The following is a 13,008-nucleotide window of genomic DNA, read 5'->3' as shown; positions in this document are numbered from 1 at the left end:
CCGCGAATCGACGCGATGGAGCCGTGATGTCTGTGCTGCCCGGTCAGGAACCCGCCAGGTCCTGGCGGTCCCGGTCCCGGGGTGGGCTGGCGGCCCTCGGCGTGGCCAGGCGGGTCGCGGACGACCTCGCGGGCGGCCTGTCCGGCCCCCGCGTGCGCGCGGCCGCGCGGGGAGTCCGCAGGTTGCTGGAGGTCGACGGGGTCGGCCTGGCCGACTTGTCCGGCCGTCTGGTCTGGGTCGGGCAGGCCCCGACCGGTGTGGACGTGATGGCGTTGGTCGAGGACGTCCTGCACAGCGAGACGAAGGCCGGGCGGCTGCCGACCGTCGCGCAGCCGCTGCACGCGCGCGACGAGTTGGCCGGTGTGCTGGTGGTCGCGGGCGCGAGCCGGATGTCGCCGGTCAGGCAGATGGCCGACTGGATCAGCGACGCGCTCGAGCGCAGCCGCCTCGAAGCCATCGCCGACCAAGTGGCCCAGTCCGAGCTGGAGAACCTGCGAGCCGAGATCTCGCCGCACTTCGTGTACAACGCCCTCACGGTGATCGCGTCGCTGGTGAAGTCCGACCCGGACCGCTCCCGTGAGCTGATGCTGGACTTCGCCGACTACACCCGCTACCACCTCGCCCGGCACGGCGACTACACGACCGTCGCCGACGAGTTCCACGCGATCGAGGCCTACTTCGCGTTGCAGCGCGCCATGCTCGGCGACAGGTTGCGGGTGCAGATCCGGGTGGCGCCGGAGGTGCTGGCGGTCGCGATCCCGTACCTGGTGTTGCAGCCGCTGGTGGAAAACGCCGTGCGGCACGGGATCGAGCCGCGCTCAGAGCCGGGATTGGTGCAAGTGCGAGGCGAAGCCGAGGGGTCGGACTGCGTGATCAGCATCGAGGACGACGGAGTGGGCATGGACCCGGCCATGGCCGAGCGGATACTGGCCGGCCAGGGCAAATCCGACAGCGTCGGATTGAACAATGTGGACCGTAGGCTGCGCTACGTCTACGGGTCGTGGTTCGGGCTCGTGGTGGAGACCGCGCCAGAGGCGGGCACCCGGGTGGTCGTCCGCGTGCCGATGTTCCAGCCTGGGGTGATGCCGTGATGGGACTGACCGTGCTCGCCGTCGACGACGTGCCCGCGGCGCTGGAGGAACTGGTCCGGATGCTCAAGGACGCGCCCGAGGTCGACGAGGTGGCCGGTGCCGCCGACCCGATCACCGCGCTCAAGATGATCCAAAGTGGTCAGTTCGGTGCGGTGTTCCTCGACATCTCCATGCCCGGGCTCGACGGCCTCGAACTGGCTTCGCTGCTGCGCAAACTCAGCGACCCGCCGGCCATCGTGTTCGTGACCGCGCACCAGGAACACGCCGTCGCGGCCTTCGGCATCGGTGCGGTGGACTATCTGCTCAAACCACTGCGCGCGGAACGACTCGCGGACACCCTGGCAAGGGTCAACCGGCACGCGGAACCGGCGCCGAAGCTCGACGCGATGGCCGCGTTGCCCGTCGAAGCCGCCGGGCGCACGCACTACATTCGCCGCAGTGACGTCGTTTTTGTCGAAGCGCAAGGCGATTACGTCCGGCTCTACACCAAGAACGGGTCGCATCTGGTCCGCATGCCGATCTCCCGGCTCCAGGAGTACTGGGAGAGCGCGGGTTTCCTGCGCGTGCACCGCGGCTTCCTGCTGTCGCTCGGATCGGTCCGCGAGTTGCGCAGTGACTCGGCCGGTGGACTGCTGGCGCACACCGCGGCAGGCGATGTCCCGGTGTCCCGCAGGCATTCCCGGGAGCTGCGCGAGCGCTTGCTTCAGGCGGCGCAGCGTGGCGAACTGGACGGACGGCCCTGATGCCGCACCGCAGGGTCGCAGTGACCAGTCCGCAGACGAGGCTGGCGCACGCCCGGAAACGGTCACGCGGACGCTGGCGTGTTCCGGTACTCGATCCAGCCGATGTTGAACGGGCACAACGGCTTTTCCGGATCCAGCGCCGTCGGGCGATGGTCGCGGTCGCCTGGTTGTTCGCGCTGGTGTTGTTGCTGCCCTTGGTGTTCTCGCAGTGGCCGCAGCTGGATACCATGCGGCTGCTCGGGATCCCGGTGTCATGGCTGGCCGTCGTGCTGATTCCGTTCCCTGCCATGGTCTTCCTTGCGATCTGGCAGCTGCGCCGGGCGGAAAAGCCGGAGGACCAAGCGTGATCGCCGCGCTCGCGGTGACGCCGGTCGTGCTGATCACCCTGCTGATCGGGCTGCGCGGGGTCGCCGCGATGCGCACGACATCGGACTTCCTCGTCGCCTCCCGCCGGGTGTCGCCGCTGCTGAACTCGGCCGCGGTGTCGGGGGAGTACCTTTCGGCGGCGTCCTTCCTTGGCGTTGCTGGACTTGTCGTCAAGGACGGGGTCGGCGCGCTGTGGTATCCGGTCGGGTTCACCGCCGGGTATATCGCCATGCTGGCATTGGTCGCCGCGCCCATGCGGCGTTCCGGCGCGCTGACCGTACCGGATTTCGCCGAGGCGAGATTGGCCTCCCCGCCGCTGCGCAGACTGGCCGCGGTCGCCATTCTGGTGATCGGTGGTCTGTACCTGGTGCCGCAGTTCCGCACGGCCGGACTTGTGCTCAGTGTCGTCAGTGGATCGCAATACTGGGTCGGTGTCGTGATCGCGGGTGTCGTGGTCGCCGTGACCCTCGCCCTTGGCGGGATGCGCGCGGCCACATACGTCCAGGCATTCCAATTCTGTTTGAAGCTCGTCCTTTTCATCATTCCCGCGATTTGGCTGCTGCTGCGGGTCGGCCCGGATGTCCGTGAGGAAGCCGTGCACCCGGTGGAATTCACGCACTTCGGCCACGAGACCCACGTGACGTTCCGCGCCTCGGTCACACTCGACGTCACCGAGCCGACCACGGTGCGTGACGCGTCGAACGGGCCGATCACGTTGCCTGTTGGGGAATTTCAAGTACCAGCGGGCAGCGAGTACATCTTTCCCCAAGGGGCACCGGTTCCCGGCGTCAAAGGGCAGACGCCACCCGGCGCACCCGGCTGGGAACGACCGCTGATCGACCTGCAAGGCGAGGGGTATCCGCTGCTGGGCACATGGGCCGTACTGCTGGCCACGATGCTCGGCACGATGGGCCTCCCGCACGTGTTGATGCGCTTCCACACCAGTCCGGACGGTCGCGCGGCACGCCGGACCGCCGCGCTCACAGTCGTTCTGCTGAGCGCCTTCTATCTCTTCCCTGGCATCTACGGCGTACTCGGCCGGGTGCTGGTACCGCAGCTGTACCTAACGGGCGCAACCGATACGGCAGTCGTCGCACTACCGTCCCAAGTGGATAACGGAGCGTGGGGGGACGCGTTCACCGCGTTACTGACCGCTGGTGCGTTCGCGGCGTTTTTGGCTACCTCGTTGGGTTTGCTGCTCGTGGTTTCCGGTGCGATCTCGCACGACCTGCTCGCCGGAGGCCTCCGGCAGCTGCGGGTAACAGTGTTCCTGGCGGCAGCGGCGGTCGTGTTGCTGGCGTTGCCCGCCGCGCGGCTCGACGCGGGAATCCTTGTGACATGGGGGTTCACCGTCGCGGCGTCCACATTCAGCCCGCTGCTGGTGCTCGGCATCTGGTGGTCCCGGCTCACCGCGCAGGGCGCGATCGCCGGTGTGGCAGTGGGTTTGCTCGCCACCGCGGGCGCCATTGTGATGACGCTGTTCGGACCACCTGTGCACGGTTGGTTGGCGATCCTGGTGGCGCAGCCCGCACCCTGGTCGGTTCCGCTCGCGTTCGGCACCATGGTCGTGGTCTCCTTGTTCGGGCGCCCTCCACCGTGGACCACGACCGCGATGCTCCGGCTGCATCTGAGAGAGCAACCGGATCGTGATCTACGCCACTCGACCTTCGGTCAGAGCCGTTCGTCAACCGTTCGTCGCATGGTTCGGCGGTTTGTCCGCTGACCCGTGCGGTGCGCTGATCCTTCCTTATGGTGTCGCGCAACACATGCCGTGACAGGGAGGTCGCGTGAGTACCACCGAGCCTGACACCCGGCCGCCAGACGCCCAGGACTGGGCGAAAGTGCAGGCCAGTCCCGAATTCGCTGACTTGCGGCGCAGGTTGCGCCGGTTCGTCTTCCCGATGACCGCGCTGTTCCTTGTCTGGTACCTGGTTTACGTGCTGCTGGCCGACTACGCGCACGGCTTCATGTCGACCAAGGTCTTCGGCAACATCAACGTCGCACTGATCCTCGGCCTGCTGCAGTTCGTGTCGACGTTCGTGATCACGATGCTGTACGTCCGCTACGCCAACAAGAAGCTCGACCCGCAGGCGGAGAAGATCCGTCAGGACATCGAAGGAGGCGACGAATGAACATCGCTCAGATGGACGTCGCCCAGGGTGTCTCCGGGTCGAGCCCGGCACTGAACATCTCGATCTTCGCCGCGTTCGTCATCGTGACGCTGGTCGTGGTGTTCCGTGCCAGCAAGAACTCCCGCACGGCGGCTGACTACTACGCCGCCGGGCGGGCCTTCACCGGGCCGCAGAACGGCATCGCGATCTCCGGTGACTACCTGTCGGCCGCGTCGTTCCTCGGCATCGCCGGCGCGATCGCGTTGAACGGCTACGACGGATTCCTCTACTCCATCGGCTTCCTGGTCGCGTGGCTGGTGGCGTTGCTGCTGGTCGCCGAACTTCTGCGGAACACAGGCAAGTACACGATGGGTGACGTGCTGGCGTTCCGGATGCGCCAGCGGCCGGTCCGCGCGGCGGCCGCGACCTCAACCCTGGCGGTGTCCTTCTTCTACCTGCTCGCGCAGATGGCTGGTGCGGGTGGTCTGGTCGCACTGCTGCTGGGCATCACGAGCAAGGCCGGTCAGGCCGTGGTGATCGCCGTCGTCGGCGTGATCATGATCGTGTACGTGCTGATCGGCGGCATGAAGGGCACCACGTGGGTGCAGATCATCAAGGCCGCCTTGCTGATCACCGGTGCCGCCGCGATCACCCTGTGGGTGCTCGGCCGCTACGGCTTCAACCTCTCGTCGCTGCTGCAGGGCGCGGTCGACAAGGCAGGCGCGGGCGTTCTCGACCCGGGCAAGCAGTACGGCAAGAGCGGCGTGACGCAGCTGGACTTCGTCTCGCTGGCGCTGGCGCTGGTGCTCGGAACCGCTGGCCTGCCGCACATCCTGATGCGCTTCTACACCGTGCCGACGGCCAAGGAAGCCCGTCGCTCGGTGGTCTGGGCCATTTGGCTGATCGGCATCTTCTACCTGTTCACCCTGGTTCTGGGCTACGGCGCCGGTGCGATCGTCGGTCCGCAGGCGATCAACGCCGCACCGGGCAAGGCGAACTCGGCGGCACCACTGCTCGCCCAAGCGCTCGGTGGGCCGGTTCTGCTCGGGTTCATCGCCGCGGTCGCGTTCGCGACGATCCTGGCGGTGGTGGCCGGTCTGACGATCACCGCGTCCGCGTCGTTCGCCCATGACGTGTACGCCAACGTGATCAAGAAGGGCAAGGCCGACCCGGCCAAGGAGGTCAAGGTCGCCCGGATCACCGCACTGGTGATCGGTGCGGTCGCGATCATCGGTGGCATCTTCGCCAACGGCCAGAACATCGCGTTCCTGGTGGCACTCGCGTTCGCGGTGGCCGCGTCGGCGAACCTGCCGACAATCCTGTACTCGCTGTTCTGGAAGCGGTTCAACACGCAGGGCGCGTTGTGGAGCATCTACGGCGGCCTCGCGGTCTGCCTGATCCTGATCGTCTTCTCGCCCGCGGTGTCCGGCAGCGCCACGGCGATGTTCCCGACCGCGGACTTCGACTGGTTCCCGCTGTCCAACCCGGGCATCGTCTCCATCCCGGTGTCGTTCTTCCTCGGCTGGCTGGGCACGGTCATGTCCAAGGAGCGTGACGACGCCAAGTACGCCGAGATGGAGGTGCGGGCGTTGACCGGCGCAGGCGCCGAGAAGGCTGTCGCGCACTAAGTAGTCACAGTGCCTGACCGCCAGGGGTGGGGGTTGGGGACTGGGGAGAGAGGGCCGTCCAGTGTCGGGCGGCCCTCTCGGCATTGTGGGACACGGTGTGCCGGAGTGGTGGACACGGTGTGCCGGAAAGGTGGACGCGCCGATCGCGGAATTTCTGACCGCGGTCAGCCGAACGAGAACACGATGCCGGTGTGCCCGTCGGGGACCGGTGTCGGGCCGCGGCCGCGGATCGGCGTTCCTGCGGGGAAGAACTCGATCCAGAGGAAGGGCAGGCCGTCCGGCGGTTCGAAGGTCAAGGACCGCTTCCGGCCGTTCATGATCACCTGATGCTCGCCATACCCTGCTTTGGCCGCCGCTTCGAGCAGGTGCTCGACGGCCTCGTCCTCGCTGCACTGGCGGATGGAGGTGATGCCGCGTCCGGGTGCGACCAAACGGCCGCCGTAGCGCCTGTCCCTGAGCACGGTGCCTTGGCGGGCATCAAGGGCCTTGACCACGGGACGAATCCGTCGCCACGTGACCCGCTTCTGCCAGCTGGCGACGATGAGATCCCGCACGAGCCCCATCCTCGCACTGTATTCACGCGGGTGGGGTCAAGTCAGCGGTCCCGAACGGGTTGTCGATCACGTACCGCCAGCGGCCGTCTTCGCCCAGCCGCGCGACGTCCGTCGCTGTGCCTTTCAGATCGATCTCGTAGCCGTCCGGTGTCGTACCCGTGATGGACCAGTCCACGATGATCTGGGCGATGTCACCGGCGACGTAGATGTGCCGGACGTCGGCCCGCATCGGCAGGCCGAAGCCGAGCAGGTGTTTCTGGGCGGCTCTGCGGTCGTCGCCGCTCATCGGCTGGCCCGGCGCGGGGACGAGCACGCCCTGCTGTTCGAAGATCTCGTCGATCGCCGCCGCGTCGCCGCGGTTGAAGGCGTCCACAAAGGACTCGATTACGCGCTGTATGTCATGAACTGCTGTCATGACTCCAACAGCATACCGTGCCGCCTTATTCGCTGATCGCATACGGCGTTCGAATGGTCCTGTCCAGCCCTGTGCAGAAAGGCTCCGGGGAGTGACACGCCGCAGGACAAAGTCTTCGCAGGGCGTTTGTTCGCCGGAACAGTACGGGCGGTCTTGTTAGCCCTTCTGGGCCAATTTCGGGGGGCTGGACGGGCGAGCACGGCGACTTACCTAGGTACCGTGAAATTGATGTGACGTGGATCACAGTCGAGTTCTATTTCATGAGAACTACCGTTGGGTAACTTCGTGGCCCTGCGATCTGCCTCACGTTCACGGGAGGACTCTTGCAACGCCTCGCCGGTTTAGCTATGCCGAAATCAGGAGCCGATCCGTCATGACACTGCTTTCCATTGTCGTGCCGGTGCGCAATGAGGAGTCCCGGCTGCCGAACACGTTGCGTGGCCTGACCGAGGCCCTTGCCGGTATCACCAAGAGCGCTGAGATTGTCGTTGTCGACAATGCCAGCACCGATGGCAGCGTTGACATTGTCAAGCGGTTCCAACAGCACAGATACCAATCGGGAGCGGTTCCAATCCGTCTGGTGCGCTGCGCGCAGCTCGGAAAAGGCGCGGCGGTCAGAGCGGGAGTGCTTGAGTCCGACAGCGCGTACGTGGGTTTCTGCGACGCGGATCTGGCGACCGACATGGCGGCATTGGAGCCGACGCTGCTGCAGCTCGGCGCGGGCGTGAACGTGGTGGTCGGCTCGCGGGCGCACCCGAGCTCGATCGTGAAAGCAAGACACAGCGTCCTGCGGCAGGCAGGTGCGTGGGTGTTCCGCCGGGCGGCGAACGGTTTCGTGCCGGGAGTCGCCGACACCCAGTGCGGCTACAAGTTCTTCGACCGCGCGACGGCCAACGCCGTGTTCCGGCCGTTGCGCACCTTGGGTTTCGCGTTCGACGTCGAGCTTCTGGCCAGGGCACAACGGATCGGCGCGGTCATCTTCGAGCTGCCGGTGCACTGGCACGACGTGCCCGGTTCGACGTTCCACCCGTTGCGTGACGGGTACCGGAGTTTCTCCGCACTGGCGCGGATGCGCTCGATATTGGCCCAGCAGCAGGAAACCGGGCCCGAGCTGGACGAGGTCCGTCCGGTCACGACACCGATCGCGGAGGTGGCCTGAGTGGTGCCACCGCTCAACGGTGCGCGAGTGGTGTTGGTGAACTGGCGGGACCGCGGGCATCCGCTCGCGGGCGGCGCCGAGGAATACGCCGCACGAATGGCCGACGCGATGACCGCCGCCGGCGCTACAGTCACGTTCCTTACCGCGCGCGGCAAGGGGCAGGACGCGGGTGACGGCACGACGGTTCGACGCGGCGGCCGGTGGACGGTCTATCTCTGGGCGTTGTTGTGGTTGTTCCGCAACCGCAGGCGGGTCGACGTAGTCGTGGACTGCCAGAACGGCATCCCGTTCTTCAGTCCTCTGGTGGTTTCCCGGCGTACCAAGGTTGTCCTTGTCATGCACCATGTGCACGACAAGCAGTTCGACGTGCACTTCCCGCCGTGGCTGGCCAGAATCGGGCGCTGGCTGGAAGGTCCGGCCGCGCGCTGGGTGTACCGGCGGGCGATGACGGTCGCGGTGTCCGAGTCGACCGTGCGGGCGATGCGTGAGCGACTCGCCTGGCGCGGCCCCATCTCCGTGGTGCACAACGGGATGGATCAACCCGCCAAAGCCGAGTCGGAACGCTCGGTGCACCCGTCGATCGTGTGCCTCGGCAGACTGGTCACGCACAAGCGGGTCGACCGGCTGATCGACATCGTCGGTGAGATGCTGCCGGACTGGCCTACGTTGCGTTTGCACGTAATCGGTACAGGACCTGAGGAAGCGGAACTGCGCTCGCTGGCAGCGCGGTTCGGCGACGCCGTCGTGGTGCACGGGTTCGTCGACGACGAGACGAAAGCCGCACTGCTGCGGAATTCCTGGCTGAACGTGACGCTCTCCGACGGTGAAGGCTGGGGTCTCGCGGTGATCGAGGCCGCCGCGCACGGATTGCCGACGGTATGCCGTCGAGTCGACGGACTGTGCGACTCGGTGCGGCACGGCGAGACCGGGTGGCTGGTCGGGCCGGATGATGATGTGAAGGGCGCGCTGCACGACACGCTGAAGTTGTTGAGCCGTCCGGAGGAAGCGGAGATCGTCGCGAAGGCGTGCCGGGATTGGGCCGCACGGTTCGACTGGGTCTCGAGTGGACATCGATTCGTGGCCGTGGTCACGGATCTGCTTTACAGTTCGGAACCGGGCCGTGCCAACGGTCCAACTCCCCAGGAGGACCTGTGCGACGCGCGTTGAGTCTGACCCTCATCGGGTTGGGCGTGTTCTGTATCGCCGGTGGTTTGCTGCTGCGCTTCTACGCGTATCCGGCTCTGGCCAAGATTCCCCAGGATCCGAATACCGTGTCGGTCGCCCAGGGCAGCGGTGTGACCGCGCTCGTCTATGTGCCACAGGGCTCGAGCGCGCGGCCGGAGATCCGCCAGAACCTCAGTCTCACGTCGAAGACCTACGTCACCGGCGACTTGCGTGCGCCGGAGTCGAAGAAGAACGGCGACGTGGTGACGTGGATCGAAGCCAACGAGGTCAAGGATGACGCGAGCAACCTGACCGTGAGCGGCAGCGTCCGTGCGCTGTGCCTCGACCGATTCACCGGTGAGGCCGTCGCGCCGTGCACCAACGGGTATCTGGAGAAGGAAAAGGGCGTCAAGATCACCAACGAGGGCTCGCCGAAGACCCCGCAGTTCCCCGGGTACAACTTCAAGCTGCCATTCAACACCGAGAAGGGGACGTACAAGTGGTACGACTCGTCGCTCGGCGCGCCGGTGGACGCGAGGTTCGACGGCGAGGAGCAGATCAACGGTGTGGACGTGTACCGGTTCAGGCAGCGGGTGCCCGTCAGCCAGGTCAGCAGCCGTGACGTGCCCGGATCGTTGATCGGCAAGCCGGAGACACCGACCGTGAACGCCGGGCTGTACTACGAAGTCGACCGGACACTGTGGATCGAACCGGTCACCGGCGCACTGATCAAGCTGCGGCAGTGGAGCAAGCAGGAGCTGCGCACGGCCGAGCAAGGCCCTGGCCAGGGTACGACCGTGTTCGACGGCACGATGGAGCTCAACGCCGAATCGGTGGCCAAGAACGTGAACACGGCCAAGGAGAACACGTCGAAGCTGTGGCTGCTGACCGGGTTGCCCGTGATCCTGTGGATCGTCGGCGGTGTCGCACTGCTGGTCGGGATCCTGCTGCTGGCAACCGGAAGGCAGCGGTCTAGGCATTCTTTCTGAGGACCAGCACCAGGTTCCAGGAAGCGACCTCACGCAGTACGGGAACGCGCACGATCCACGTCGCCCACCACGGGTGGTAGCGGGGGAGTGCGCGTTCCAGCGTGGCGTCCGGGTGAGTGCGGGCCCACTGCAGTGCTTCGCCGATGGACACGGCGAAAAGGCTTTCTCCGAAGGCATTCTTCGGCGGATGGCCGTTTTTGGCGTGGAACCGGCGGCGCGCGTAATGGCCGCCGAGGAAATGCCACGGCGAGGTTTCGTGGCCGCCCCACGGGGAAAACCACGGCGTGAACGACAGGAAGACAGTGCCACCAGGCTTGGTGACCCGCACCATCTCGTCGAGCATCTTGCGCGGCTTGTCCACGTGCTCCAGCACGTTGGAGGAGTAGCAGACATCGACGGCGCCGGTACGCACCGGAAGTTCCGTGCCGCTGGCCCTGATCATGCCGGGCGGGTAACTGCCACGCGCGGACAGTTCGCCGACATCGGGGTCCAGACCCAGGTAGTAGGCACCCGCGGCGCGGAACGCGTCGGAGAAATATCCTGGCCCACCACCGACATCCAGCAGCGTGCGGCCGGAAAGCGGTGCGAACTCGGACACCTGGCTGACGGAATCGTCGGCCAGCAGGCGGTAGAAGGTGTCGCGGTCGGTCTGTTCGTTCCGGAATGCCTTGAACAGGCGGACAGAACGGTCCAGTGTCGCGCTGTGTGACACTGCGGGGGACACGCTACCTCGAGCCGTAGTTGACGACACCGCCGGAGTTGTTGGGAGGTGGTGCCTTGTCGAAGTCGATGGCCACGTCCGGCTGCGTGTTGTCCACGAGCAGATATGTTCCGCCACCAGCAAGGCCAAGGCCGGCGACCACAACGATGATCGCAGCGATCAGAGTGCCCACGCGTCTACTCCTTGGCTGTTCGCAAACGGCTTCGCCGAATGAATCTACCGGCTGGTAACACCAGCCACAATAGCGCGCCGAGGATCACTGTCAAAACCACGGAATCTGCTGCCAGAACGGGCAAACTCGGCGGTCCGGCCGGTGGTCGCGCGATCATTCCGGGAACTCGGTAGAGGCTGAGCCACGGTCCCGACCATTCGTGCTTGAGACGGTCGAGCGTTGCCTGCTCGACGCGGCCGGGAGTGCGGTGTTCCACCAGGACCCAGCCGATGCCATGAACGCCCAGGTTGCCGTTGTCCTCAAGCGTCTGCCGGATCTCGTTGACACGTGGGTCCTCACCCGTGATGGGACGGCCGTCCACCACGACGACGTCATCGATCACGGTGGTACGCGGGAGGATCCGTGGCGCTGGATCAAGCTGCGTCCGGTTCTCGTTCCACGGGTACCGCCGGAACGAGGCCATCGGCAACGTCAGGACATCACCGCTCTGTGGATCGTCGGCGATGATGTCGCTGACGGTGATCCAGTCGACCGGATACCGGACGGCTTCGAGTTGTTTGAAGCCGCCCCAAGCCAGATCGGGCATGGCGAGGATGGGCAGGATCGTGGCGACCGTGATCAGACCGACCCGATTGGACAGATACTTGCTCGCGGCCTGCACGCCCAGCGCGAACCCGATGGCCAACGGCAACGCCCACCAGGCCACCCACTTCTGCGAGTCGCGCAGCAAACCCGCGCCCGGAACGTGGGTCACCGCCCACCGCATCGCATCTTCGCCGCCGGGAAGCGTCGTGAACACAGCGAGCACGACACCGGCGACCCCGAGCAGGACCAATGACAAGGCCGGCGCCAAACCCCAACGGGCTGCAAGAGAACGCAACCCAATGAACGCGACCACCAAGGAGAACAAGACAAGGATGGGGATCACCGGCATGGCCCGGCTGGCCGGCGTGACCTCCGCGTTCCAGATCCCGCCCGTACCCAGCACGCTGACCACGGGCGTCGCCCAGTTCTCCGCCCTGGCCGCGAACGCGGCGACACCGTCCGGACTGGACAGTGTGCCGCCGGGCCGGAGCACGCTCGGCACGATCCACGGCAGGTTGAGCAGGACACCGGTGGGAATGGTGATGACAAGCGCTTGCTTGCCCGAGCAGACAATGGCAAGGACAACGGCGAGCAGTCCGCCGGTCGGCGTAATGCACGCTGGTGCACACGCCACAATGACCTTGGCGAACGCCCGCGGCTCATTCCTGCGCATAGCCAGCGCAGCGGACGCGATCCACGGCAGGCACGCGTAGGCGACAAGCAACGCCCAATGCCCCATCAGCAGCCGTTCGGCGAGATATGCACTCCACCCATACCAAACAGCCGCGACAACACGGATAGCGACGGACTCGGTGGGGACAAGCCGACCCGCGCCCCAGCAAGCCATGAAGAGGATGAGGAAAAGAACGGCCTTCTGAACAAGGTCCCCGGGAACGATGGAGGTGAGCAGCGCTACAACGGCGTCAGCGGGCACCGATCGCGCGACGGAAGTGCCGAGTCCGAGTGAATCGGGTACGAGTGGCTGACGCGGCGTGAACACCATGTCGTAGTTGAGTGTGAACCCGGTCCCGAGCACCGGCCCAAGCACGATGAGAGCGAGCACAGCGGACACGCCCGGCACCACAAACCGCCGCGACCCACCCACACTCGCTCCAACCCAATTCTCCGAACAGCCGGACCATTATCGACCCGAGGCGACCGCGCCGCAGTCCACCATCGGTGTCGAACCGGCAACGGCTGAGGCTCACGGGTCGCCGAGGCGCCACTTCGGGGAAGGCACGGCATGTTTGGCCCGGCGAACAGCGGCCTATGTACCTCGCGACAACCGCTGAGCAGGGGCCGCACTGGAG

The 13,008-nt window shown here is 66.1% G+C and carries 14 protein-coding genes; 9 read left to right on the top strand and 5 right to left on the bottom strand.

The window, feature by feature from the left end; all coding sequences use genetic code 11:
• The first annotated feature begins 26 nt into the window (after positions 1-26).
• The 6 genes from B9C43_RS34140 (at position 27) to B9C43_RS34115 (ending at position 5,939) form a co-directional block, all read left to right on the top strand.
• A complete protein-coding gene (locus B9C43_RS34140; RefSeq protein ID WP_084430903.1) occupies positions 27-1,091 on the top strand; it encodes a sensor histidine kinase in 1,065 nt (354 codons plus the stop codon).
• Positions 1,088-1,834 carry a LytR/AlgR family response regulator transcription factor gene (locus B9C43_RS34135; RefSeq protein WP_033385640.1) on the top strand — a complete coding sequence of 249 codons (747 nt, stop codon included), beginning with the start codon at positions 1,088-1,090 and terminating at the stop codon, positions 1,832-1,834. The genes B9C43_RS34140 and B9C43_RS34135 overlap by 4 nt, the downstream gene beginning before the upstream one ends.
• The gene (locus tag B9C43_RS34130; protein ID WP_084430902.1) at positions 1,834-2,181 is read left to right on the top strand and encodes a hypothetical protein; all 348 of its coding nucleotides are present in this window, start codon (positions 1,834-1,836) and stop codon (positions 2,179-2,181) included. Before B9C43_RS34135 ends, B9C43_RS34130 begins: the two co-directional genes overlap by 1 nt.
• On the top strand, positions 2,178-3,923 hold the full coding sequence (locus B9C43_RS34125; RefSeq protein ID WP_084430901.1) for a sodium/solute symporter: 1,746 nt from the start codon (positions 2,178-2,180) through the stop codon (positions 3,921-3,923). Before B9C43_RS34130 ends, B9C43_RS34125 begins: the two co-directional genes overlap by 4 nt.
• Before the next feature lie 64 nt (positions 3,924-3,987).
• A complete protein-coding gene (locus B9C43_RS34120; RefSeq protein ID WP_033385635.1) occupies positions 3,988-4,332 on the top strand; it encodes a DUF485 domain-containing protein in 345 nt (114 codons plus the stop codon).
• Positions 4,333-4,343: 11 nt separating this feature from the next.
• Positions 4,344-5,939, top strand: a complete 1,596-nt coding sequence (locus B9C43_RS34115) for a solute symporter family protein (protein ID WP_084431187.1) — start codon at positions 4,344-4,346, stop codon at positions 5,937-5,939.
• Between the two features lie 164 nt (positions 5,940-6,103).
• Here B9C43_RS34115 and B9C43_RS34110 read toward each other — a convergent pair whose 3' ends face one another.
• Both B9C43_RS34110 and B9C43_RS34105 read right to left on the bottom strand, forming a co-directional pair.
• Positions 6,104-6,502, bottom strand: a complete 399-nt coding sequence (locus B9C43_RS34110; protein WP_033385622.1) for a hypothetical protein — start codon at positions 6,500-6,502, stop codon at positions 6,104-6,106.
• A gap of 13 nt (positions 6,503-6,515) precedes the next feature.
• Complete coding sequence (locus B9C43_RS34105; RefSeq protein ID WP_033385620.1) at positions 6,516-6,908, bottom strand: YybH family protein; 393 nt, start codon at positions 6,906-6,908, stop codon at positions 6,516-6,518.
• Positions 6,909-7,281: 373 nt separating this feature from the next.
• On the opposite strand from B9C43_RS34105, the gene B9C43_RS34100 reads away from it, so the two are divergent.
• From B9C43_RS34100 to B9C43_RS34090, 3 genes are read left to right on the top strand one after another with little or no spacing between them, the layout of a single operon-like run.
• Positions 7,282-8,067: a glycosyltransferase gene (locus B9C43_RS34100; protein WP_084430899.1), complete on the top strand. Its 786-nt coding sequence runs from the start codon at positions 7,282-7,284 to the stop codon at positions 8,065-8,067.
• Complete coding sequence (locus B9C43_RS34095; RefSeq protein WP_084430898.1) at positions 8,068-9,234, top strand: glycosyltransferase family 4 protein; 1,167 nt, start codon at positions 8,068-8,070, stop codon at positions 9,232-9,234.
• The gene (locus B9C43_RS34090; protein ID WP_051896201.1) at positions 9,219-10,220 is read left to right on the top strand and encodes a cell envelope lipid trafficking protein PgfA; all 1,002 of its coding nucleotides are present in this window, start codon (positions 9,219-9,221) and stop codon (positions 10,218-10,220) included. The genes B9C43_RS34095 and B9C43_RS34090 overlap by 16 nt, the downstream gene beginning before the upstream one ends.
• On the opposite strand, the gene B9C43_RS34085 is transcribed toward B9C43_RS34090, so the two are convergent.
• From B9C43_RS34085 to B9C43_RS34080, 3 genes are read right to left on the bottom strand one after another with little or no spacing between them, the layout of a single operon-like run.
• The gene (locus B9C43_RS34085) at positions 10,204-10,944 is read right to left on the bottom strand and encodes a class I SAM-dependent methyltransferase (RefSeq protein WP_235039020.1); all 741 of its coding nucleotides are present in this window, start codon (positions 10,942-10,944) and stop codon (positions 10,204-10,206) included. The two genes, B9C43_RS34090 and B9C43_RS34085, sit on opposite strands and share 17 nt — an antisense overlap.
• Position 10,945: 1 nt before the next feature.
• The gene (locus B9C43_RS56960) at positions 10,946-11,113 is read right to left on the bottom strand and encodes a hypothetical protein (protein ID WP_160096873.1); all 168 of its coding nucleotides are present in this window, start codon (positions 11,111-11,113) and stop codon (positions 10,946-10,948) included.
• 4 nt (positions 11,114-11,117) lie between these two features.
• Positions 11,118-12,770: an MmpA family trehalose lipid delivery protein gene (locus tag B9C43_RS34080; RefSeq protein WP_235039019.1), complete on the bottom strand. Its 1,653-nt coding sequence runs from the start codon at positions 12,768-12,770 to the stop codon at positions 11,118-11,120.
• Between the last annotated feature and the right edge of the window lie 238 nt (positions 12,771-13,008).

Source organism: Kibdelosporangium aridum (genome assembly GCF_900176515.1).
GTDB classification, from domain to species: domain Bacteria; phylum Actinomycetota; class Actinomycetes; order Mycobacteriales; family Pseudonocardiaceae; genus Kibdelosporangium; species Kibdelosporangium aridum.
The sequence above is the reverse complement of the archived record's forward strand: the minus strand, read 5'-3'. Positions and strand labels throughout refer to the sequence as shown.